This is a genomic window from Variovorax sp. KBW07, from assembly GCF_003852515.1.
In the GTDB taxonomy this organism is placed as follows: domain Bacteria; phylum Pseudomonadota; class Gammaproteobacteria; order Burkholderiales; family Burkholderiaceae_C; genus Variovorax.
In genome coordinates this window covers 1-22,328 of record NZ_QAJK01000100.1, presented here as the reverse complement: position 1 = coordinate 22,328, position 22,328 = coordinate 1, and the positions used below count along the sequence as shown (strand labels likewise).

The 22,328-nt window shown below is 67.8% G+C and carries 19 protein-coding genes; 14 read left to right on the top strand and 5 right to left on the bottom strand.

Going from position 1 to position 22,328, the window contains the following annotated elements:
* Nucleotides 1-178: 178 nt before the first annotated feature.
* Nucleotides 179-787: a DUF1003 domain-containing protein gene (locus DBV14_RS20090; RefSeq protein WP_124461349.1), complete on the top strand. Its 609-nt coding sequence runs from the start codon at nt 179-181 to the stop codon at nt 785-787.
* Between the two features lie 47 nt (nt 788-834).
* Here the strand turns inward: DBV14_RS20090 and recJ are convergent, their stop codons facing one another.
* Together recJ and DBV14_RS20080 are read right to left on the bottom strand one after the other, a co-directional pair.
* Nucleotides 835-2,556: a single-stranded-DNA-specific exonuclease RecJ gene (gene recJ, locus DBV14_RS20085; RefSeq protein ID WP_124461347.1), complete on the bottom strand. Its 1,722-nt coding sequence runs from the start codon at nt 2,554-2,556 to the stop codon at nt 835-837.
* Nucleotides 2,553-3,491, bottom strand: coding sequence for a hypothetical protein (locus DBV14_RS20080; RefSeq protein ID WP_260397142.1), 939 nt, complete (start codon nt 3,489-3,491; stop codon nt 2,553-2,555). The genes recJ and DBV14_RS20080 overlap by 4 nt, the downstream gene beginning before the upstream one ends.
* 82 nt (nt 3,492-3,573) lie before the next feature.
* Between DBV14_RS20080 and DBV14_RS20075 the strand changes: the two genes are divergently transcribed.
* Nucleotides 3,574-4,830: a lipoprotein-releasing ABC transporter permease subunit gene (locus tag DBV14_RS20075; RefSeq protein WP_124461343.1), complete on the top strand. Its 1,257-nt coding sequence runs from the start codon at nt 3,574-3,576 to the stop codon at nt 4,828-4,830.
* Nucleotides 4,823-5,500, top strand: a complete 678-nt coding sequence (lolD, locus tag DBV14_RS20070; RefSeq protein ID WP_124461341.1) for a lipoprotein-releasing ABC transporter ATP-binding protein LolD — start codon at nt 4,823-4,825, stop codon at nt 5,498-5,500. Before DBV14_RS20075 ends, lolD begins: the two co-directional genes overlap by 8 nt.
* A gap of 119 nt (nt 5,501-5,619) precedes the next feature.
* On the opposite strand, the gene DBV14_RS20065 is transcribed toward lolD, so the two are convergent.
* Nucleotides 5,620-6,441: an RNA polymerase sigma factor gene (locus DBV14_RS20065; protein ID WP_260397141.1), complete on the bottom strand. Its 822-nt coding sequence runs from the start codon at nt 6,439-6,441 to the stop codon at nt 5,620-5,622.
* 51 nt (nt 6,442-6,492) lie between these two features.
* Between DBV14_RS20065 and DBV14_RS20060 the strand changes: the two genes are divergently transcribed.
* Nucleotides 6,493-7,107: an ATP-dependent Clp protease proteolytic subunit gene (locus tag DBV14_RS20060; RefSeq protein ID WP_260397140.1), complete on the top strand. Its 615-nt coding sequence runs from the start codon at nt 6,493-6,495 to the stop codon at nt 7,105-7,107.
* On the opposite strand, the gene DBV14_RS20055 is transcribed toward DBV14_RS20060, so the two are convergent.
* The gene (locus DBV14_RS20055) at nt 7,108-7,497 is read right to left on the bottom strand and encodes a RidA family protein (protein ID WP_124461339.1); all 390 of its coding nucleotides are present in this window, start codon (nt 7,495-7,497) and stop codon (nt 7,108-7,110) included. It lies immediately after the preceding gene.
* 193 nt (nt 7,498-7,690) lie between these two features.
* Here DBV14_RS20055 and DBV14_RS20050 point away from each other — a divergent pair, with 193 nt between their 5' ends.
* The 10 genes from DBV14_RS20050 (at nt 7,691) to DBV14_RS20005 (ending at nt 20,887) form a co-directional block, all read left to right on the top strand.
* Complete coding sequence (locus DBV14_RS20050; protein ID WP_124461337.1) at nt 7,691-9,277, top strand: ABC transporter substrate-binding protein; 1,587 nt, start codon at nt 7,691-7,693, stop codon at nt 9,275-9,277.
* 19 nt (nt 9,278-9,296) lie between these two features.
* Nucleotides 9,297-10,553: a lactonase family protein gene (locus tag DBV14_RS20045; protein ID WP_124461335.1), complete on the top strand. Its 1,257-nt coding sequence runs from the start codon at nt 9,297-9,299 to the stop codon at nt 10,551-10,553.
* Nucleotides 10,553-11,506, top strand: coding sequence for an ABC transporter permease (locus tag DBV14_RS20040; RefSeq protein ID WP_124461333.1), 954 nt, complete (start codon nt 10,553-10,555; stop codon nt 11,504-11,506). Before DBV14_RS20045 ends, DBV14_RS20040 begins: the two co-directional genes overlap by 1 nt.
* Nucleotides 11,507-11,524: 18 nt before the next feature.
* Complete coding sequence (locus DBV14_RS20035) at nt 11,525-12,364, top strand: ABC transporter permease (RefSeq protein WP_124461331.1); 840 nt, start codon at nt 11,525-11,527, stop codon at nt 12,362-12,364.
* Nucleotides 12,364-13,410: an ABC transporter ATP-binding protein gene (locus DBV14_RS20030; protein WP_124461329.1), complete on the top strand. Its 1,047-nt coding sequence runs from the start codon at nt 12,364-12,366 to the stop codon at nt 13,408-13,410. Before DBV14_RS20035 ends, DBV14_RS20030 begins: the two co-directional genes overlap by 1 nt.
* A 142-nt stretch (nt 13,411-13,552) precedes the next feature.
* A complete protein-coding gene (locus DBV14_RS20025; protein WP_124461327.1) occupies nt 13,553-14,530 on the top strand; it encodes an ABC transporter ATP-binding protein in 978 nt (325 codons plus the stop codon).
* A gap of 2 nt (nt 14,531-14,532) precedes the next feature.
* A complete protein-coding gene (locus DBV14_RS20020; RefSeq protein WP_185546073.1) occupies nt 14,533-15,834 on the top strand; it encodes an amino acid deaminase in 1,302 nt (433 codons plus the stop codon).
* Nucleotides 15,835-15,844: 10 nt separating this feature from the next.
* Entirely contained in the window at nt 15,845-16,762 is a 918-nt protein-coding gene (locus tag DBV14_RS20015) for a MurR/RpiR family transcriptional regulator (protein WP_124461322.1), read from the top strand.
* Nucleotides 16,759-18,252 carry an amidohydrolase family protein gene (locus DBV14_RS20010; protein ID WP_124461320.1) on the top strand — a complete coding sequence of 498 codons (1,494 nt, stop codon included), beginning with the start codon at nt 16,759-16,761 and terminating at the stop codon, nt 18,250-18,252. The genes DBV14_RS20015 and DBV14_RS20010 overlap by 4 nt, the downstream gene beginning before the upstream one ends.
* Before the next feature lie 244 nt (nt 18,253-18,496).
* Nucleotides 18,497-20,887, top strand: a complete 2,391-nt coding sequence (locus DBV14_RS20005; RefSeq protein ID WP_124461317.1) for a hypothetical protein — start codon at nt 18,497-18,499, stop codon at nt 20,885-20,887.
* A 69-nt stretch (nt 20,888-20,956) separates the two neighbouring features.
* Here DBV14_RS20005 and DBV14_RS20000 read toward each other — a convergent pair whose 3' ends face one another.
* On the bottom strand, nt 20,957-22,246 hold the full coding sequence (locus tag DBV14_RS20000) for a lactonase family protein (protein ID WP_124461315.1): 1,290 nt from the start codon (nt 22,244-22,246) through the stop codon (nt 20,957-20,959).
* Nucleotides 22,247-22,328 lie beyond the last annotated feature (82 nt).

Genomic DNA, 22,328 nt, shown 5'->3' with positions numbered 1-22,328 from the left:
GAAGAAGGCATGCGGGGGTCTCGGCGTTGTTCTTGTGGCAGGCTGGTAACGGATCGTATCTCCGAAGCTTGGCGCGCGCTCGATTCCGGGTTTGCTTGCAAGGAGCGGCGACGCGCGCCTACGCGTTGCCCGTTGCGCGCCGTGCATCGTGGCCGCCATCCCGCACTGGAGCCGAGCGATGAAAGACACGCGAGAACCGAACCCGACAGGCAACGGTGCCGCCGCCGCCGCGCCCCTTCGGCAAGACGGGCAGCACAAGCACAACGGGCACCACCGGCACCCCTCGATCGAAGCCCTGACGCATCGCAACATCGAGGCGATCCTGAAGCTGGAAGAAGACAACCGCCGCTCCAAGCCGACGCTCTACAAGGTGGTGGCCCGCATGTCGCGCTTCTGCGGCACCGTGGCGTTCCTGTGGTGGAACCTGGGTTTGTTCGCGCTGTGGATCGTGCTCAACCAGTGGGTGTGGAAGATCGACCCGTACCCCTTCACCTTCCTGCTGTTCCTGGTGTCCATCGAGGCCATCGTGCTGGCGATCATGATCCTCATCAGCCAGAACATGTCCGACGAAGAGAACGAGCGCCGGCATCACCTGGACCTGCAGATCAACCTTCTGAACGAGCGCGAGATGACGGCCATGCTGCGCCTGGTGATGCGCATGGCGCAGAAGATGGAGCTGCCGCCACAATCGGACGAAGAGGTGCGGGCGCTGGCCGAGCGCACCGACCCCGGCAAGGTGCTGCACCAGATCGTCGACGCCGAAGCGGCGCACGGGCAGGGCCGCTGAGCAACAGGCCCCGCGCGGGCCGGCTGCCAGAACCTAGAACCTAGAACCTAGAACTCCGCGCCTTCGACCAGGAAGCGCAGGCGGCGCACGCCCTGCCACTCGTCGGCGTCGAGCCGGAACGCCAGCTTCACCTTGGGCGGCAACGGCTCGGTGTGGCTGAACCAGATCGCATCGATGGGCTGCCCCTGGTGCTTCAGCTTGAGCGCCAGGTGCTTTTCGCCGACCAGCCGCTGCGACACCACTTCGACTTCTTCGCTGAAGGTCGGCGGCGCAAAGCCCTGGCCCCACACCTCCTTGTGCAGCGTGTCGACCAGGTCGATGCGCATGTATTCGCGTGCGATGGGCCCGTCGGTTTCGATCTGGCGCGTGAGCGCGGCGGCGGCCAGCCATTCGCCAGCGACTTGTGCCAGCCCCTGCTCGAAGGTTTTGAAGTGCTCGCGTGCCACGGTGCAGCCGGCCGCCATGGCATGGCCGCCGAAGCGCAGCAGCACGCCCGGGTGGCGCTTGGCCACGAGGTCGAGCGCATCGCGCAGGTGAAAGCCCGGGATCGAGCGGCCCGAGCCCTTCAGCTCCTGCTCCTTGCCCGGTGCACCGCTCGCCGCGAAGACGAAGGTCGGCCGGTGAAAGCGGTCCTTGATGCGCGAGGCCACGATGCCGACCACGCCTTCATGGAAGTTTGCGTCGAACACGCTGATGGCCGGCGGCGGGGCTTCGATGCCTTCACCGTCGGTGGCGAACAGCGACTCGGCCAGCAGCAGCGCCTGGTCGCGCATGCCGCCCTCGATGTCGCGCCGCTCGCGGTTGATGCCGTCGAGCATGCGCGCCAGTTCGTCGGCGCGGCCGGCGTCGTCGGTCAGCAGGCATTCGATGCCCAGCGTCATGTCGGCCAGCCGGCCGGCCGCGTTGATGCGCGGGCCCAGTGCAAAGCCGAAGTCGAAGGTGGTGGCCACCGCCGCGGTGCGGCCCGCGGCCTTGAACAGCGCGGCCACGCCCGCGGGCATGGCGCCGGCGCGGATGCGGCGCAGGCCCTGCGCCACCAGCCGGCGGTTGTTGGCATCGAGCTTCACCACGTCGGCCACGGTGCCGAGTGCAACGAGCGGCAGCAGCGCGTCGAGCTTGGGCTGCGTCGCCACGTCGAACACGCCGCGCTTGCGCAGCTCGGAGCGCAGCGCCAGCAGCACGTAGAACATCACGCCGACACCGGCAATGCTCTTGCTCTCGAATTCGCAGCCCGGCTGGTTCGGGTTCACCAGCACGTCGGCCACCGGCAGTTCGGGGCCGGGCAGGTGGTGGTCGGTCACCAGCACCTGCAGGCCGCGCGCCTTGGCGGCCGAGACGCCCTCGACGCTGGCGATGCCGTTGTCGACGGTGATGAGCATGTCGGCGCCGCTGTCTGCCACGCGCTCGGCAATCGGCGGCGTCAGGCCGTAGCCATCGACCACGCGATCGGGCACCAGGTAGCTCACGTTCTTCGCGCCCAGCAGCCGCAGGCCGCGCACACCGACCGCGCAGGCGGTGGCGCCGTCGCAGTCGTAGTCGGCCACGATGCACAGGCGCTTGTCGAGCGCCATGGCGTCGGCCAGGAGCACGGCGGCTTCGTGCGTGCCGCGCAATGTGTCGGGCGGCAGCAGGCGGGCCAGGCCGTCGTCGAGTTCTTCCTTGGCGCGCACGCCGCGCGCGGCAAAAAGGCGCGCCAGCAGCGGATGCACGCCGGCCTGTTCCAGCGCCCAGACGGTGCGCGGCGGGATGTCGCGGGCGACGATTTTCACAGGGCCTCCAGCACGCTGGATGCGCGTGTGCGGTCGAACAGGCTCCGGGCCCAGCGGGCCAGGCCGCGCTGCTGCACGGTGTAGCGCTGCGCGGCGCGGTCGCCGCACAGCGTGAGCGTCACGTCGGCGCCGCGCGTGTAGTCGCTCAGCAGGTCGGCGATGGCGCCGGCGTCCAGTGCCTGCCAGGCGACGGCCCAGGCAGCGCCATCGTCGCGCAGGGCGGCGATGCGCAGGGCATCGCTGACCTCGGGCGTTGCGGCGGTGGGGGCTGCATCGTTCTTCAGCACGCCGGTGCCGCTGAGCCAGAACGAGTTGATGGGCGGCACGCCGCGCGCGGCGCGGTCGTCGTTCACGCGCTGCGTGTAGAGCAGCATCTGCATTTCGTTTTGCAGGCGGCGCAGCGGCCGCGCCGCGTCGCCCAGCGGCGACCACTGCGAAATGGGGTAGCCCACCGCGCGGTCGATGGAGGCGGTGGCCAGCCCGTCGAAGATGGGCGCGCATGCGAGCCAGCGGCCCGGCGTGTCGGAGGGGTACAGCTTGATGCCGTCTTCCTCGAAGAAGGGCTGCGCCACGGCCAGCAGGGCCATCGACTCGGTGGCGTCGATCTCGATGGCGGACGGGTCGCCCAGCGCCACGTCGTCGATGCCCACCTGCCAGTTGCACAGCGTCACGAGGCCCCAGCCTTCGCGGTCGCCGTGCGCGGCCAGGTTGGCTTTTCGGGCTTCGAGCGCGGCCCAGGGAATGCAGCCATCGGCGGCGGAAATACCCAGCGCCTGCGCGAGCGCGCGTTCGTGCGGAGGCGAGCGCGTGCTTTCGTCCTGCGTGTCGGTGTCCGCCAGGGTCAATCGGAGCAGCAGGGTTTCGAGGTTGGGCAGCCGCAGGGTGGGCAGCGCCGCGCGGCAAGCAGGGGAACCGCGGCCGGCAAAAGGGATCAACAGGTGACGTGGGGGGTGTTCGGCCATCCCGCTATTGTCCCGGAAGCCCCCGGGTTATCCGTGATGCCACAATTCCGCCCCTATGCGACTTCCTTATGAACTGCAGCTCGGCTGGCGCTACACGCGCGCAGGCCGGGCGACGCGGCGCAACGGCTTCATCTCCTTCATCTCCGGTGTCTCGATGCTCGGCATCGCCCTGGGCGTGGCGGCGCTGATCATTGTGCTCAGTGTGATGAACGGCTTCCAGAAAGAGGTGCGCGACCGCATGCTCGGCGTGGTGTCGCACATCGAGATCTTCTCGCGCGACGGCCAGGCGCTGCAGGACCTCGGCCCGATCATGGCCGCGGCGCGCAAGAACCCCGAGGTGATCGGCGCGGCACCCTTCATCAACACGCAGGCGCTGATTGCCCGCGGCGAAGACATGAAGGGCGCGATCGTTCGCGGCATCGACCCCAAGCTCGAACCCGAAGTCACCGACACCAACGGCATTGCCTCCAAGGGCACCTTCGACAAGCTGGTGCCGGGCGAATTCGGCATCGTGCTGGGCATCGAGCTGGCGCGCTCGATGTTCGTGCAGCCCGGCGACCAGGTCACGCTGGTGGCGCCGGGCGGGCAGGTCACGCCGGCCGGCGTGGTGCCCAGGCTCAAGCAGTTCACCGTGGTCGGCACCTTCGATTCGGGCCACTACGAGTACGACTCGGCGCTGGCCATGGTGCACGAGCAGGATGCGGCCAAGGTGTTCCGTCTCGAAGGCCCGACCGGCATCCGCCTGAAGCTGAAGGACCTGAACGAAGCCCGCGACATTGCCGACCAACTGGCCGTGAGCCTGCCGGGCGAATTTTTGATCCGCGACTGGACACGCCAGAACAAGACCTGGTTCGCGGCCGTGCAGGTCGAGAAACGCATGATGTTCATCATCCTCACGCTGATTGTGGCCGTGGCCGCCTTCAACCTGGTGTCGACGCTGGTGATGACGGTGACCGACAAGCGCGCCGACATCGCCATCCTGCGCACGCTCGGCAGTTCGCCGCGCAGCATCATGGCCATCTTCGTGGTGCAAGGCGCCATGGTGGGCGTGATCGGCACCGTGGCCGGCCTGCTGCTGGGGCTGGGCATTGCCTACAACATCGACGTGATCGTGCCCTTCCTCGAACAGCTCTTCCACGCCAGCTTTTTGCCCAAGGACATCTACCTGATCAGCAAGATGCCGAGCGATCCGCAGCGCAGCGACATCATGCCCATTGCCGTCATTTCCCTCGTCCTGGCCTTCCTGGCCACGCTGTACCCGAGCTGGCGCGCCAGCCGCGTCAACCCCGCCGAGGCACTGCGCTATGAGTGAAGTCGTTCTGAAAGCACGTGGACTGACGAAGCGCTTCCACGAAGGCCGGCTCGACCTCACGGTGCTGCATGGCGTCGACCTCGACGTGCACGCCGGCGAAACGCTGGCCATCGTCGGTGCCTCGGGCTCCGGTAAGAGCACGCTGCTGCACCTGATGGGCGGGCTCGACGCGCCCACCTCCGGCAAGGTCGAACTGCTCGGCAAGGACATCGCGCATGCCGACGCCGCCGAGCAGGGGCGCCTGCGCAACCAGCACCTGGGTTTCGTCTACCAGTTCCACCACCTGCTGCCCGAGTTCAGCGCGCTCGACAACGTGGCGATGCCGCTGAAGATCCGGCGCGTGGAGCCCGCGCAGGCAGCGCAGGCGGCCAGCAAGATTCTCTCGAGCGTGGGCCTGGCCGAGCGCCTGCATCACCGGCCGGCCGAGCTGTCGGGCGGCGAGCGCCAGCGCGTGGCGATCGCGCGTGCGCTGGTCACGCAGCCGGCCTGCGTGCTGGCCGACGAGCCCACCGGCAACCTCGACCGCAGCACCGCCGACACCGTGTTCGAACTGATGCTCGACCTGGCGCACCGGCATGGCACCGCCTTCGTGATGGTCACGCACGACCAGGACCTGGCGAAGCGCTGCGACCGGGTGCTGCAACTCGTCGCCGGCCGGCTCGCCGGCTGATCCCGTTTCTCCCTCCCCTCCCGGGGGAGGGCCGGGGTGGGGGCTCGCGGCATTGAACGCAGCGCAGCCTCGATTGCCGCGCCGCCCCCATCCCAACCTTCCCCCAGCGGGCGAAGGGGCTAACGCGAAGGCAAGGCCTCTTCCGCCTGCCGCGCCTCCAGCGGCAGCACGCACAACACCTTCCCGCCCAGCGTCAGCACGAGGCCGATCCGGCCGCCGATCTGCATGACCTGGCAAACCGCGCGCGGCGCACCGGCATTGGCTGTGTCCACCGGGGCCGACATGGCGAAGGCCCGCGTCGGCGGCTGCCGCAGCATGGCGAACAACTGCGTCGGATCGCAGTCGTGCAGCGCCTGCCGGTACACATGAAAGCTGGCTTCCGATTCGCCATCGTTCCGGCCGTCGTCCGGGCTTTTGTCCTGGCGCAGCCGCAGCAGGGCGCGATGCAATTGCTGCCGGCAGGTCGATTCGGTCTTGCCACTGGCCGAGGCAATCTCCTTGAAGCTGGCTTCGAAGACTTCGCGCAGCAGCACGACCGCGGCGTCGGGCGGCGACAGCCTGGCGGCCAGCAGGCGCAGCGCCTGTGCGGTCGATTCGGCCACCGCCGCGTCGTCTTCCGCCGAAGGCGCTTCGCGCGAAGTGGCATCCCGGGTTTCAGCGTCCTGCAGCCATGCCTGCATCCAGTTGCGCCGCCGGAGCCGGTCGATGGCCAGGTGCTGCATCACCGTGGTCAGCCAGGCCTGGGCCGCATCGAGTTCATGCGCATCACGTCCGGATTCGAGCGCGCGCAGGTAGGTGTCCTGCACCGCGTCTTCGGCTTCCGCCCGGCCGCCGAGCAGGCGCATGGCCGCGCGCACCAGCCGGCCGCGATGTGCCGGAAATTGCGACAGATAGCGTTCATCGAGCATCGGCGCAGCTTGCCACAGCGCAGGCAATGTCACGAAACTGTGGGCTTGTTCGTCAAGACAGTTCAACCCACAGGAGCTTTCTTCATGCAGCCCATGTTCTCGATGGAAAACGACGACGACACCAAGCCCGCGGCCACCGCCGAGCCGCGCAACTCCTACCTGGAAGAGAAAGCCTTCAAATCGCGCACGCTGCTGATCTTCGGCAGCATCACCGACAGCGTGGCCGCCGACGTGACGCGCCGGCTCATCGCACTCGACGCCGACAGCCAGGCGCCCATCGACATCCTCGTGAGCTCGCCGGGCGGCCACCTGGAGTCGGGCGATGCCATTCACGACATCGTGCGTTTCATCGGTGCGCCGGTGAACATGATCGGCACCGGCTGGGTCGGCAGCGCCGCCACGCACCTGTTTCTTGCCGCGCCGCGCGAGCGCCGCGTGTGCCTGCCCAACACGCGCTTTTTGATTCACCAGCCCAGCGGCGGCGCGGGCGGCCAGGCGACCGACATCGCCATCCAGGCGCAGGAAATCATCAAGGCCCGCCTGCGCATCGCGCACGAGATCGCGCGCGAAACCGGCAAGGCGCTGGAAGTGGTGCTGGCCGACATCGAGCGCGACCGCTGGCTGTCGGCCCAGGAGGCGGTGGCGTACGGGCTGGTCTCGCGCATCATCCAGCGCAAGACTGAACTGCAGCAGGCCTGATCAGGCCTTGGGCTTGTACGCCACCACGTCGATCTCGACCTTCGCATCGACCATCAGCCGTGCCTCGGTGGTCGAGCGTGCCGGCTTGTTCTCGCCGAAGTAGCTCATGTAGATGCGGTTGAAGGCACCAAAGTCGCGCGCGTCCTGCAGCCACACGGTGCTCTTGCACACGTCGTCGAGCGTGGCGCCGGCCAGTGCCAGCACCTTCTTCAGGTTTTCCATCACCTGGCGCGTCTGCGCCTCGATGCCGCCCACCACGATCTCGCCCTCCGCATTCACGGGCACCTGTCCCGACACATAGACGAAGTCGCCGGCGCGCACGGCCGGGGAGAAGGGGCGGACCTGGCGGTCGGAAGCAAGGGGCGGGGCGCCGAGGTATTCGAGCGGCATGGAAGATCTCCTGTGTTGGAAGAAAAATAGGGAAGGCGGGAGCGCCGAGTATCGATCCAATCTGAAAATTAGTTTCAGATTAACCCTTCAACAAGGGTTAACACGGATGATTTGGCATGAATACTGCTTCAAAGTCCGGGTCGAAAAGAAAATTTCTTTCACAAACCCAGCCCGCCCCATGAAGGAGTTCCCCATGCCCAATGCCGCCCACGCCGGTCTTGTCGTCCAGCGCCTGCCGAAGCTGTCCAAGCGCAGCCTGCTGGGTGCGTCCTTGCTCGCGATGCTGTGCGCCGCGCTGCCCCACCAGCAAGCGCATGCACAGGGCCCGCGCAACTTCGCCACGCTGGCGATGGTGGCCGAGCCGCAGACGCTCGACCCGATGGCCTCCACGGCCGACCTGGTCGGAACCATCATGCAGCACGTGTACGAAACGCTCTACACCTTCGACGGCAAGTGGAACGTGGTGCCGATGCTGGCCGAAGGCATGCCGAAGATCTCGGCCGACGGCAAGACCTACGCCATCACCCTGCGCAAGGGCGTGATGCTGCACAACGGCCGCGAGCTCACGGCCGACGACGTGGTGGCCAGCCTGCAGCGCTGGATGGACCAGTCGCCGCGCGGCAAGGCCGTGGGCAAGGAAATCGAGAGCCTCAAGGCCAAGGGCCCGCTGGGCATCGACATCGTGCTGAAGGAGCCCTATGCGCCGCTGCTGTCGCAGCTCGCACTGCCCAGCGGCATGGCCGCCATCATGGCCAAGGACTCGATCGCTTCGCCGCTGAAAGACTTCGTCGGCACCGGCCCCTACAAGTTCAAGGAACGCCGCCCCGACCAGTTCGTGCTGCTCACGCGCTTCGACAAGTACAGCGCGCGCAAGGAGCCGGCCAGCGGCTACGGCGGCAAGCGCGAAGCGGCCATCGAAGAGCTGCGCTTCGTGCCCGTGCCCAACGCCAGCACGCGCGTCGAAGGCGCGCTGGCCGGCCAGTACGACTTTGCCGACCTGCTGCCGGTCGAGGCCCTGCCGCGCCTGGAAAAGTCGGGCGGCAAGACCGCGCCGATCATGACGCCGTCGTTCGGCTTCCCCTACCTGGTGCTCAACACCAAGGAAGGCGTGGCCGCCAACCAGGCCGTGCGCCAGGCCATCCAGTCGGCGCTGGGCGAAGGCGAAATGCTCGCGGCCGGCTTCGGCGACACGCGCTTCTTCGTGGCCGAAGGCAACCACTTCCCCAAGGGCTCGCCGTTCTATTCGACGGCCGGCGCCACGCTCTACAACGAGCGCAACGCACCCAAGGCCAAGGAAGCCGCGGCCAAGGCCGGCTACAAGGGCGAGCCCATCCGCGTGCTCACCAGCCGCCAGTACGACTTTCACTACAACATGGCGCTGCTGATGGCCGAGCAGCTCAAGCGCGCCGGCTTCAAGGTCGACCTGAACGTGGTCGACTGGGCCACGCTGGTGCAGCGCCGCAACGACTCCAAGCTGTGGGACATCTACGTCACGCATTCGGGCCAGTTCCCCGAGCCGATGCTCTCGCCGCCGCAACTGGGCGATGGCGCGCCCGGCTGGTGGGATTCGCCGGCCAAGAAGTCGGCGCTGAACGCCTTCAACACCGAGAGCGACCCGGCCAAGCGCGGCGCGCTGTGGGGCAAGGTGCAGCAGGTCGTGTATGACGAAGTGCCGTACATCAACGTCGGCAAGTTCAACGGCCTGTCGGCCAAGAGCCCGGCGCTGGACAACTACACGCCCGCCACCTGGCCGTTCTTCTGGAACGCGAAGATCAAGTAAGCGCGCAAGGACCACCGCCATGCCATCGCGTCGCCAACTCCTGCAAGCCAGCGCACTGGCCTCCGGCCTCGGAGCCCTGGGTCTCACGACCTCTACCGTTCACGCCGCCACGTCGGGGCCTGTGTACGCCTACGTCGGCACCTACACCGATGGCGGCAAGCCCTGGCGCGGCGGGCGCGGCCTGGGCGTGCACCAGTTCGTGGTCGACAGCGCCACCGGTGCGCTCAAGCCCATTCCCGGTGCGCCGCCTGCCGTGGCGAGCACGGGCAGCGATGCCAAGCTGCGCAACCCCGCATCGCTCGCGCGGCATCCGAAGCTGCCGATGCTGTACGCGGCCAACGAGTTCGAGGCCGGTTCGGTCTCCGCCTTCCGCATCGGCACGAACGGCGCGCTGTCGTTCGTGGCCGAGATGCCCTGCGGCGGCAAGGACCCGGCCCACATCAGCGTGCACCCCGATGGCCGCTTTCTCTTCACCGCCAACTACGCCAGCGGCGACGTCAGCGTGATCGCGTTGCGCGCCGACGGCACGCCGGACGCCGACCGCGCGGCCGTCGTCTACAAGGACGTGGCCGCCTGTGGTGCCACGCCGTGCAAGCCCGGCGCCGACGTGGTGCCGGCCGCGGCCCGCTCGCACGAAGGCTTTGCCACCAGCGACCACGACGGCCCGCACGCGCACATGGTGCATGCCGACCCCACCGGCAACTTCGTGCTGGTGGCCGACCTGGGGCTCGACCGCGTGATCTCGTACCGCTTCGACCGCGCCACCGGCGTGCTGAGCCAGCCGAGCACGGTCGCCGTTTCTGAAAGCTCGGGCGCGCGCCATTTCGTCTTTCATCCGAACGGCAAGTGGCTCTACCTGGTGAACGAAGAGGCGTCGACCATTGCCTTCATGCGCTACGACGGCGCCACCGGCGTGCTGACGCTGGTGAGTGAAACCTCGGCGCTGCCGGCGGGCTTCAAGGGCACCAGCTATGCCTCGGGCATTCGCATGCTGCCCGACGGCCGGCACTTCGTGTCGCTGAACCGCCTGCACGATTCGATCTCGATCTTCAAGGTCGATGCACGCACCGGCGCGCCCACGCTGGTGCGCGAAGAGTGGACGCGCGGCAACTACCCGCGCAGCTGCACGCTCGACCCCAGCGGCAAGTTTCTCTATGTGTGCCACAACAAGCAGGGCGACAACGTGACGGTGTTCCGCGTGCAGGGCGGCGACGTCAGGTTCACCGGCCAGTACGTGGCGGTGGGCAGCGCCGCGGCCATTGAATTCTCCGTGTGATGAAAAGTTCTTCGCTTCGCTATATCGCCTCGCGCGCGGGCGGCATGCTCGTGGTGCTCGCCATCGTGGCGGTGCTCGTCTTCGTGCTCACGCGCGCGGCCTCGGGCGACCCGGTTTCGGTGCTGCTGGGCGACCAGGCCACCGCAGCCGACATCGCCCGCGTTCAGAAAGAGTACGGGCTCGACAAACCGTTGCCCGTGCAGTTCGGCTACTGGCTGCGCGAAGTGCTGCAGGGCAACCTCGGCACCTCGATCTTCCTGCAGCGCCCGGTGACGCAGGCGCTGTGGGAGCGCGCCGAGCCCACCACGCTGCTCGCGCTGATGGCCGTGGCCATCGCCGCGCTGATCGGCGTGCCGTGCGGCATCGTCTCGGCCGTGTTCCGCGGGCGCGTGGTCGACCAGCTGTTCACCGGCATCGCGATGCTGGGCGCCAGCGTTCCGAGCTTCTGGCTCGGCATCGTGCTGATCCAGATATTCGCCGTGTCCTTCGGCTGGTTCCCGGTGTCGGGCTATGGCGCGCCCGATGCGGCGCTGGCCGAGCGGCTGCACTCGCTGGTGCTGCCCGCTGCCGTGCTGGGCCTGTTGAACTCGGCGCTCATCATCCGCTTCACGCGGGCCTCGATGCTCGACGTGCTGGGCGAAGACTACGTGCGCACCGCGCGCTCCAAGGGCCTGAGCGAAAGCAAGGTCGTGCTCAAGCATGCGCTGCGCAATGCGCTGGTGCCCATCGTCACGGTGATCGGCCTCACGGTCGCGCTGATGATCGGCGGCGCCGTCATCACCGAGACCGTGTTCGGCCTGCCGGGCGTGGGCAACCTCGTGGTGAGCGCCGTGCTGCGCCGCGACTACCCGGTGATCCAGGGCGCGCTGCTGGTCATTGCGGCGATCTACGTGCTGATCAATTTCTCCATCGACCTGCTCTACGCCGTCGTCGATCCGCGCGTGAAGGTCTGAGGGAAGAAGAGAACAAAAATGCAAATGCCACGAATGCTCCGCCAGCTGATGCACCGCCGCATCGTGATGGTCTCCGCCCTGGTGCTGCTGGTGATCGCCATCATGGCCATCGGCGCGCCGCTGGTCGCTTCCGCCGACCCCAACGACACCGCAGTGCTGCAACGCCTGAAGGCCCCCAGCGCCGAACACCTGCTGGGCACCGACGAGCTCGGGCGCGACATGTACTCGCGCATCGTGCACGGCGCGCGCTACTCGCTGGCCATTGCCGCGCTCACCGCGCTGGGCTCGGTCATTGCCGGCACCGTGCTGGGCCTGATGGCCGGCTTCTTCCGCCGTCTCGACACGCCGCTGATGCGCGTGGTCGACGCGATGATGTCCTTCCCGGACATCTTGCTGGCCATCGCGCTGGTGGCCATTCTTGGGCCCTCGCTCATCAACACCGTGCTGGCGCTGGTGCTGGTCTACACGCCGCGCGTGGCGCGGGTGGTGCGGGCGTCGACGCTGGTGGTGCGCGAACTGCTGTTCGTCGAGGCCGTGCGCGCGCTGGGCGTGCGCACCTCGCGCATCTTGTGGCGGCACATATTGCCGAACCTGATGTCGCCGATCCTGGTGCAGGTGTCGTTCATCTTCGCCTACGCCATCCTGGCCGAAGCCGGCCTGTCGTTCCTTGGTGTCGGCGTGCCGCCCGAGATCCCGACCTGGGGCACCATGGTCGCGGGCAGCCAGCAGTACGCGCACCAGGCCTTCTGGGTGGTGCTGTTCCCGGGGCTCGCCATCATCTTCACGGCACTGTCGCTGCAACTGCTGGGCGACGGCGTGCGCGACCTGCTCGACCCCAAGCTGAAAAAGACCTCGTGATGACGAACGCCCATCAAACACGGCGTCTCGTGGTCAGCAACCTGAGCACGAGTTTCCCCACCGAAGACGGCCTCGTGCGTTCGGTGGCCGACGTGAGCTTCTCCATTCAACCGGGCAAGACCACCGCGCTGGTGGGCGAGTCGGGCTCGGGCAAGTCGGTCACCAGCCTCACGCTGATGCGCCTGCTGCCCAAGACCGCCAATGCACAGGTCAGCGGCACCGCATCGTTCGTGACCCGCGAAGGCAAGACGCTCGACCTGCTTCAGATCGGCGAACGCGAGATGCGCTCGCTGCGCGGCAACCAGCTGTCGATGATCTTCCAGGAGCCGATGACCAGCCTGAACCCCGTGTTCACCATCGGCGAGCAGATTGCCGAAAGCGTGCGGCTGCACAAGGGGCTCGACCGCAAGTCGGCGCTGGCCCATGCGTTGCGCATGCTGGAGCTGGTCGAGATTCCGGCCGCCGCGCAGCGCATTCACGAGTACCCGCACCAGCTGTCGGGCGGCATGCGCCAGCGCGTGATGATCGCGCTGGCCATGGCCTGCGACCCGACGCTGCTGATTGCCGACGAGCCGACCACCGCGCTCGACGTGACCATTCAGGCGCAGATTCTCGAGCTGATGCGCCGGCTGCAGGCCGAGACGGGCATGAGCATTCTCTTCATCACGCACAACCTCGGCGTGGTCGCGCACCATGCCGACGACGTGGTGGTGCTGTATGCCGGCCGCGTGGTCGAGAGCGCGCCGGTGCGGCCGCTGTTCGCGCAGCCCGAGCATCCGTACACGCAGGGCCTGCTGGCCTGCCTGCCCGGCAAGGCGCGGCTGCCAGGGCAGCCGAAGCCCAAGCGGCTGTTCGCGATTCGCGGACAGGTGTCGAGCCCGCTTGCACCGCCGCCCGGCTGCGCATTCGAGCCGCGCTGCGACCAGGCGCTGCCCGGATGCAGCGCCGCGATGCCGCCGCTGATCGAGACGCACCATGGCCGCCAGGCGCGCTGCATTCGCGTGCAGCCGGCGCAAGCTGCTTCCGCTTTCGCGAGGGCGGCATGACCCGCACGCCTCCCACGTCTTGCCCCCTCTCCCGCTTGCGGGAGAGGGCTGGGGTGAGGGCGACCCCCGCTGCCTTCGCGAGCACCCTCATCCCCCGCCTTCTCCCGCAAGCGGGAGAAGGGGCCAATACACAACACCCACGATGACCACCGCCGTTCCCCTCATCGAAGTCCGCGGACTCAAGAAATACTTCGGCAGCAGCGACCGTCCGGTGCGCGCGGTCGACGACGTGTCGTTCGCCATCCAGCCCGGCGAAACGCTGGGCCTGGTCGGCGAATCGGGCTCGGGCAAGAGCACCATCGGCCGCACCGTGCTGCGGCTGGTCGAGCGCACCGAAGGGCAGGTGCTCTACCGCGGCGAAGACATCGGCGCGCTCTCGGGCGAGCGCATGCGCAAGCTGCGCAGCAAGCTGCAGATCATTTTTCAAGACCCGTACGCCAGCCTGAACCCCAAGATGCGCATCAGCGCCATCCTGGGCGAAGCGCTGGCCACGCACGGGCTGCACAAGGGCGCGGCGGCGCGCGACAAGCGCATTGCCGAGCTGCTCGAAACCGTGGGCCTGCGCGCCGAGCATGCGAGCCGCTTTCCGCACGAGTTCTCGGGCGGGCAGCGCCAGCGCATCGGTGTGGCGCGCGCGCTGGCGGTCGAGCCCGAGTTCATCGTGGCCGACGAGCCGCTGTCGGCGCTCGACGTGTCCATTCAATCGCAGGTCATCAACCTGCTGGCCGACCTGCGCGAGCGCCTGGGCCTGACCATGCTCTTCATCTCGCACGACCTCGACGTGGTCGAGTACCTGTGCGACCGCGTGGTGGTGCTCTACCTGGGCAAGGTGATGGAAGTCGCCACCACCGACGAGCTGTTCGCGCGCCCGCTGCACCCCTACACCCAGGCGCTGCTGGCCGCCAGCCCCAAGCCCGACCCCGAAATGGCGACCGAGCGCATTGCGCTCAAGGGCGACATTCCCAGCCCCATTTCCCCGCCTTCGGGCTGCGTGTTCCGCACCCGCTGCCCGCATGCCATCGACGTGTGCGCGCAGACTGTGCCGCCGCTCGAAGAAATTTCAGCAGGACACTACAGCGCCTGCATCCGCAAAGAACTGCTCTCCAACATTGCCGCATGACCATGACCGACACCGCCACCAAGGACTTCCAGGACCCGTTGCTGGGCAGCAATTTCAAGGGCTACCCGCGCACCCAGCCGCCGCGCCGCCGCAGCGAGATCGGCGCGGCCGGATGGAACGTGCTGGCCGGTGACTTGCCGCTGCCGCTGGCCATCCTCAAGCGCGAGGCGCTCGAGCACAACCTGGCATGGATGCAGGCGCGCGTGCGCGAATGGGGCATCGACCTGGCGCCGCACGGCAAGACGACGATGTCGCCGCAGCTCTTCAGGCGCCAGCTCGACGCCGGCGCATGGGGCCTGACCTTTGCCACCGTCACGCAGCTGGCCGTGGGCGTGGCTGCCGGTGCGCGCCGCGCGCTCATCGCCAACCAGGTGGTGAGCGACGAAGACCTGGCCGGCATCCAGATGCTGTTGCGCGCGCATGCCGACCTGCGCATCGTGTTCCTGGTCGATTCGCTGGCGCAGCTGGCGCTCATAGAAGACTGGTCGGCGCGCCACCCCGCCAGCGTGCCCTTCGACGTGATGATCGAGATCGGCGTCGAGGGCGCGCGCACCGGCTGCCGCACGCACGACGAAGCCATCGCGCTGGCCACCCGGCTGCGCGCCAGCAAGGCCGTCAAGCTGGTGGGCATCGAGACCTACGAAGGGCAGGGCGCCACCGGTGCCAGCGAGCCCGACACCGCCTACGCCAACACGCTGATGGACCGCGTGGAAGCCGTGGCGCGCCACTGCGACACGAACAAGCTGTTCGAGACCGACGAAGTGCTGGTCTCGGCCGGTGGCTCGGCCATCTTCGACCTCGTGGCCGGGCGCTTGAAGCCTGCATTGGGTGCGCCGGTGCGCGGCCTGCTGCGTTCGGGCTGCTACGTCACGCACGACCACGGCTTCTACAAGCGCATGGTGAATGCAGTCGACCAGCGCCTGGGCTGCGACTGCGGCGAAGGCCTGACGCCGGCCATGGAAGTCTGGGCCACCGTGCAATCGCGCCCCGAGCCCGGCCTGGCGATTCTTGCGGTGGGCAAGCGCGACATTTCCTTCGACCTGTCGATGCCCATGCCGATCGCCCGCGCGGCACGCGGCGCGTTGCAGCCGCAGGCCGTGCCCGCCGGCTGGAAGATCACCGCGCTGAACGACCAGCACGCCTACCTGCGCTGGGACGCGAGCGAGGAAGCACAGGCCCCGGTGGTCGGCGAGCGCGTCGGCCTGGGCATTTCGCACCCCTGCACCACCTTCGATAAGTGGCACTGGATGCCCGTGGTCGAACAGGACTACCGCGTGAGCGACGCCGTCGCCATGCATTTCTGAACCCGCACCGATGACCCCCTCACTGCTTCAGAAAATCGCGGAGATCCGCAGCAGCGCCCCGGCGACGCGGCGCGCGATTCTCGACCTGATCCTGGAAGACCCCGACCGCGTGCTCGAAGAAAGCTTCGAGCAGCTGGCCGAGCGTTCGCGCAGCTCGGTGCCGACCATCATGCGCACCTGCCGCGACCTCGGCTTTGCCGGGCTGCGCGAGTTCAAGCTCGCGCTGGCGCAGGAGCTGGCGCTCGGCGGCTCGCCGCTGCACCGCCGCGTCAACATCGAGGACGCGGCCGACGAAGTGGTCGGCAAGATCGCGCGCAGCGCCGCCGCCTCGGTCTCGGGCGTGCGCGGCCAGCTCGACATGCAGGTGCTCGACGGTGCCGTGGCCGCCATCGCGGCCGCGCCGCACGTCGACCTGTACGGCGCGGGTGCCACCTCGTGGTTCATGGCCAACGACCTGCAGGCGCGGCTGTTCCGGCTCGGGCTGTCGGCCAACGCCTGGGCCGACTACCACCTGCAGCAGGTGGCCGGCGCGGCGCAGCGGCCCGGCGGCGTGGTCATTGCCATCTCGCACGTCGGCGGCATGCCCTCGTTGCTCGATGCGGTGGACATCGCGCGCGGGCAGGGCGCCAAGGTGGTCGCGCTCACGCGGCCCGGCACGGCGCTGGCTGCCAAGGCCGACTTCCTGCTCGGCCTGTCGGTGCCCGACGACGCGGTGATGCACGTGGGCATCGACGCCTACCTCACGCACCTCACCGCCATCGAAATTCTCACCGTGCTCGTGGCCCAGCGCCGCGGCGAGCCTGCGGTGCAGCGCCTGCAGCGCGCCCGCGAAGCCTTCCAGCGCCACGGCATCGATGCCACCACGCACCCGCTGCAAAGCTGGGACGGCGGCGGCATCAACGACGAAAAAGGAGGGCGCGCATCGTGAGCGAGCAGAAAGCTGCTGCGCAGGCCGTATTGCTCGAAGTCGGCCTCGTGGTCGATGGCTCGGGCGGCCCCTCGTGGCCCGGCGACGTGTTGCTGCGGGGCGACCGCATCCTCGCGCTCGGCGCGGGCCTGCGCGAGCGCCTGCCCGAAGGCCTGGCGCTGGCCGATGTCGAGGTGGTCGATTGCCGGGGCAAGGTCATTGCGCCCGGCTTCATCGACGCCCACACGCACGACGACGCCATCGTGCTGCGCGACCCGTGGTGCCTGCCCAAGGTGTCGCAGGGCATCACCACCGTGGTGACGGGCAACTGCGGCATTTCGCTCGCGCCATACCGCACGCCGCAGTCGAAGCCGCCGCTCACGCTGCTCGGTGCCGAGTCGTTCAGGCACGCGACCATGGCCGAGTACCGCGCCGCCGTCGATGCGACCCAACCCGCGCTGAACGTGGCCGCGCTGGTCGGCCACACCACGCTGCGCTTCGCCGCCATGGACGCGCTCGACCGGCCCGCGAGCGGCGACGAACTCGCGCGCATGGAAGCGCTGCTCGACAGCTGCATGGCCGATGGCGCGCACGGCATGTCGTCGGGCCTGTTCTATGAAGAAGCCTTTGCCGCGCCGGCCGAGGAAGTGACCGCGCTGGCTCGCGTGGTGGCGCGCCACGGCGGCGTGTATGCCACGCATTTGCGCAGCGAGATGCAGCAGATCATCGAGGCGCTGCACGAGGCCGGCGACTCGGCCTTCAACGCCGGCGTGCCGCTCGTCATTTCGCACCACAAATGCGCAGGCCCCGCCAACTGGGGCCGCACGAAAGAGACGCTGCCGCTGATCGAGGCCCTGGCCAAGCGCCAGGAAATCGCGATGGACGTGTACCCCTACGTCGCCGGCTCCACCGTGCTGCGCGAAGACCTCGTCGATGGTGTCATCGACGTGCTGCTGACCTGGTCCGACCCGCACCCCGAGATGACCGGCCGCCTGGTCTCCGACATCGCGCGCGAGTGGGGCACCACCGAGCAGGAGGCCTGCCTGCGCCTGAAGCCCGGCGGCGCCTGCTATTTCCAGATGCAGGAAGAAGACGTGGAGCGCGTCATTGCGCACCCGCTCACCATGATCGGCAGCGACGGCCTGCCGCACGACCGCCATCCGCATCCGCGCCTGTGGGGTGCGTTCCCCCGCGTGTTCGCGCGCTACTGGCGCCAGCGCAAGCTGTTCACGCTGGAGCAGGCTGTGCACAAGATGACCGGCATGACCGCCCGCAACCTGCGCATTGCCGACCGCGGCCTGCTGCGCGCCGGCACCATGGCCGACGTGGTGGTGTTCGACCCCGAGACCATCGCCGACACAGCCACGTACGACAAGCCGCACGGCGTGAGCCTGGGCGTGGAGCATGTGTTCGTGAACGGCGTGCGGGCCTACCGGGGCGGCGGCAGCACCGATGCGGCCGAGGCGAAGGTGCTGGCGCGCGCGGGCCGGATGCTCACGCGCGGGCGCTGAACGGGGTCGACCTCTCCGGGCACAAATACTGCAAGGCCGCTCCCGTCTCTTGTGAGGGAGGGGCACATGAACCGACGACCGGGGGCAACACCCGGCGCGGTCCTTCGCGCACGCACTCCCGAGCATGTGGACATCCGGCAGGGCCCGCCTTTCGCTGCGCGATCGGCAAGCTCTGGTTCATGTCTGAGTCAGGGAGAGAAAAATGAAGTTTCAGGGTGCGAAGCGCGCACGGCAGTCGTGCGCGTTGTTCTTTGTTTCCGTCTTGTTAACCGGGTGTGGAGGTGGCGGCGGCGGTGGCGGTGGCGGCGCACTGCCCCTTGTTCCGACAACGCCCATGGCAGTGGCGCCCCCGGACGGCCCCACCGATTCCGCAGGTCCGGCCGAGCCTGTCCCGGTGATGCCGGTGCCCGAAGATCCCTCGGTGCTCACGCGTTTTTCGCGCACCGTGCCCTTCGGCGAGAAAGGCAGCTTCGTGGCGTCGGACCAGATCGTCTACAACCTCGGAACGACCGTCGTTGCCGACGCGCAGTACAAGGACGTGATCTACACCGTGCCGTTGCGTGGCACCGTGCGCTATCCCAACGGGCCGGTCGAGTCGGGCGGCGCATCGAAGGTACAGCTGTCGCCATCCGGTGGTTTTCCGGTGGTGGTGTTCCTGCATGGCATGCATGACGCGAGCGACCTCAACAATGCCAAGGGCTACGACTACCTGCAACGCGACCTGGCGGAAAACGGCTATGTCGCGGTGTCCATCGATGCGGGAAAAATCAATGGCCTGAACAACAGCAATGCCTCCGATGGCGGCGCGCTGGCCCGTGGCCAGTTGCTCATGACGACACTCGACATCCTGCGTGCGGGCAATGCCACCGGGATCTTCAATGGTGTCGAGCGCACTGAACTGAAGGGCAAGCTGGACCTCGATCGCGTGGGCATCGTGGGGCACTCGCGCGGCGCCGAAGCAGTGGCCTATGCGGTGGAGTTGAACAGGCAGCGCATCGGCATCAGCTTTCAGGATGTGCAAGCGACACGTGCACTTCGCCTGGGGGTTTCGCTGGCGAAGGCCGACCAGGCGAAAGCCAAGGCAGCGGTAGACGCTGCCAGAGTCCCCGCCACTGCCGCGGCCGCAAGGCTCAAGGCCGCGAAGGACGCCCTGAAGAATGCGAAAGCGCAGGTGCCGACGGCATCGGAGTCCGTCATTGCCACTCTCACGCAGGCCGTGCAGGACCTGCAAGGCCCGGCCAGCGACGCCCAGGCCGTGCTCGATGCCCAGACAGCGGCGTTGGATGCGGTCGAGGTCCGTTTGCGGGCTGCGCAGGCGACGGCCGTTCCACTCAAGCCCATCAACAGCGCAAGCACGCAATGGCTCACAACGGTGGATTCGCCGGATGCCCTGTTGCAGTCGGGCATCGTGCTGCCTTCCAGCACCGAGGCGCCGCACAAGATACGCGGCGTGTTTTCGCTGGCACCAATCGACGTGAAGCGCCTGTCGGGCGCGACCCAGGTGCCATTCGCGACCTTGCTGCCCATGTGCGATGGCGACGTCTACAACTTGCCGGGTGCCCAGATCTTCGACGACAGCCGCTACACCGCGCCGGATGACGTCGCACCCAAGTTCCAGCTTGCCGTCCGGGGCGCCAATCACAACTTCTACAACAGCTATTGGGCGGAGACCGACGACGCCGCGTCCAAGAATGCTTCGCTCTACTGCAACAAGCCCGGACTGATCGAAACGCTGCGCATGTCCGCGCCGGATCAGCGACGCAACGGCGCTTTCCTGATCGAGTCATTCATGCGCTACTTCGTGGGCGATGAAGTCCAGTACGCACCTTACTGGAAGGGACAGGCGCCCATTCCCACAGCGGGTTGCCTTGCGGGTGAAAGCAGTTGCGACGAGCGCGTGGTCATGACCATCCATCAGCCCGCGGCCAATCGCAAGCTGCTGCAGGATTTCCGCAATGCGGACAGCGCCGCGAACAACCCGCTCGGTCTTTCTTCCACGTTCGACGGGTTTCAGCAGGCGATCCAATGCCGGTTTCTGGCGCTTGGCCTTGATTTGCCCGCGTACGGCGTCCCCAGCAGCAGACCTGCTTCGTGCACGAATACGGCCACGGGCCTGTCTGCGCAATCCTTGTACGCGCCTGGCGACAACTATGCCTATCTGAGCTACCTCCCGGCGGGTCAGCAGTTGATCTGGTCCATCACCGACCAGGCTCAACTGCAATGGAGCAACGCGGGTGCCACCATGCAGGTCAACACGGGCGATCTGTCGGCAAGCGGTTTCGACACCTTGAGTTTCCGTATTGCCGTGGTGGCGTCGATCGGCCAAGAGGTGGAGGTATCGATGACCGACACGCAAGGCCGCTCGGCCACGGTGACGGGCAGCGATTTCACCGATGCGCTCTACGGCATCGCGCGCAAACGGAACGGAACCATCCCGCTGGTCGATGCACCGGAAGACGCCATCTATGCCGGCACCGGCGTCACGAGGCCGCTGCTGAACATGGTGGCGATACCGCTCAAGGCGTTCACGCTGCGCAACGTCGACACCGGGCACATCCGGCAGGTGACGCTCCGTTTCCCGAAGGCCTCGGGCAGCGTGGCCGTCAACGACGTGCAGTTGCAGCGAATGAACTGACGCGGCGGCAAAGCCGGGGCCGGGGCGTTGAGTGTCCCCGGCCGGTCGCGGCCGAGCGATGCAGCTTGCTCAGGCGAACACCAGGCACACCGGTGTCGGTACCTGCGCCACCTGCACCGGCTGGTCCAGCTTGCCGGTGGTGGCGTCGATGCGCAGGCGCAGGATGCTGTCGCCCTTCTGGCTGAGCGCGTAGAGGTGGCCGCCGTTGGGCGCCACGGCCAACGCGCGCGGGAAGCGCAAGCCTTCGCTCCAGTGCTGCAGCGGTGTCAGCGCACCGTTGCCGGCATCGATGCGGAAAGCGGCAATGCTGTCGGCCAGCGGATGCTCCGACTGCAACCGCCGATTGCTCGCATAGAGAAATTGCCCTGACGGATGCATCACCAGCGCCGCCGCGTTCTTCTGCCCGCTGAAGCCTTCCGGCACGGTCGAGATGCGCTGGCGTTGTTCCCCGAGCTTGCCGCTCGCCGCGTCGTAGCCGAAGCAGGCCACGGTGGCATCGAGTTCGTTCACCAGGTACACGAAGCGTTGCGACGGATGCAACGCCAGGTGCCGCGGTCCGCTGCCGGGCGACACCGCCGTGCGCCCGTGCAATGCCAGCTTGCCATCGGCGAGCGTGAAGACGTTGATGCGGTCGGTGCCAAGGTCGGTGGCCAGCAGGTGCTGGCCCGAAGCATCGAACAGCACCATGTGCGGATGCGGCGATTCCTGCCGCTGTGCATCGGGCCCGGAGCCGGTTTCCTTTTCGATGCCCGAGACTTTCCCGAGCTTGCCGTCGGCCTCGATGGGCAGCACGTTGTACGCCCCGCCGCCATACAGCGCGACGGCGAGCGCGCGCCCATCGGGCGACACGGCCAGGTGCGCCGGCGTGACGCCCGACAGCGACAGCGGTTGCCGATTCAACAGCGTCAGCCGGCCATCGCGCGCATCGATGGCATACGCCTCGGCGGTGCCGGTGGGCAGCCCCTGGTAGCTGTCGATCTCGTTGATGGCGTACAAAAATCGTTGGCTGGGATGCACCGCGAGAAACGAGGGATTGGCACTCGTGACCGTTTGCACGGGTGCCCACGCACCCTCACCAATGGCCAGCACATGGATGCCCTTCGACGCAGGCCCGCCCGCAGTGCCGCCCGGTGCGCCACTGGTGTAGGTGCCGACGTAGGCGAACCGTGGCGCCGGTGCGTTGCCGACGACTGCTGTGTTCGCCGCAGCCGTGGCCGTGGTCGCATTGGGGCTCGCGGCATTGGTGGTCTGTGCGCCGGCGGGCAGCAACGGAGTCAGCGCTCCGAGGGCGGAAGCACCGCCGATCCACTGCATGACGGCGCGGCGTTGCTGGCCCGGCTTGTGAGTTCGGTGTGTCATGGCATTCCTCTCGTTGTTGGCGTTGACGGTACGTTGCGTTGCGTGGTGCTGCTGTTCGGGCGCGGGGTCATTCAGGGCGCGT

Bases quoted from the DNA above. Each gene is read 5' to 3' on its own strand.
- DBV14_RS20030 (WP_124461329.1), top strand. From the start codon at position 12,364: ATGACGAACGCCCATCAAACACGGCGTCTCGTGGTCAGCAACCTGAGC.
- DBV14_RS20050 (WP_124461337.1), top strand. From the start codon at position 7,691: ATGCCCAATGCCGCCCACGCCGGTCTTGTCGTCCAGCGCCTGCCGAAG.
- DBV14_RS20000 (WP_124461315.1), bottom strand. From the start codon at position 22,246: ATGACACACCGAACTCACAAGCCGGGCCAGCAACGCCGCGCCGTCATG.
- DBV14_RS20035 (WP_124461331.1), top strand. From the start codon at position 11,525: ATGCAAATGCCACGAATGCTCCGCCAGCTGATGCACCGCCGCATCGTG.
- DBV14_RS20025 (WP_124461327.1), top strand. From the start codon at position 13,553: ATGACCACCGCCGTTCCCCTCATCGAAGTCCGCGGACTCAAGAAATAC.
- DBV14_RS20055 (WP_124461339.1), bottom strand. From the start codon at position 7,497: ATGCCGCTCGAATACCTCGGCGCCCCGCCCCTTGCTTCCGACCGCCAG.
- DBV14_RS20045 (WP_124461335.1), top strand. From the start codon at position 9,297: ATGCCATCGCGTCGCCAACTCCTGCAAGCCAGCGCACTGGCCTCCGGC.
- DBV14_RS20040 (WP_124461333.1), top strand. From the start codon at position 10,553: ATGAAAAGTTCTTCGCTTCGCTATATCGCCTCGCGCGCGGGCGGCATG.
- lolD (WP_124461341.1), top strand. From the start codon at position 4,823: ATGAGTGAAGTCGTTCTGAAAGCACGTGGACTGACGAAGCGCTTCCAC.
- DBV14_RS20090 (WP_124461349.1), top strand. From the start codon at position 179: ATGAAAGACACGCGAGAACCGAACCCGACAGGCAACGGTGCCGCCGCC.
- DBV14_RS20020 (WP_185546073.1), top strand. From the start codon at position 14,533: ATGACCGACACCGCCACCAAGGACTTCCAGGACCCGTTGCTGGGCAGC.
- DBV14_RS20060 (WP_260397140.1), top strand. From the start codon at position 6,493: ATGCAGCCCATGTTCTCGATGGAAAACGACGACGACACCAAGCCCGCG.
- DBV14_RS20015 (WP_124461322.1), top strand. From the start codon at position 15,845: ATGACCCCCTCACTGCTTCAGAAAATCGCGGAGATCCGCAGCAGCGCC.
- DBV14_RS20075 (WP_124461343.1), top strand. From the start codon at position 3,574: ATGCGACTTCCTTATGAACTGCAGCTCGGCTGGCGCTACACGCGCGCA.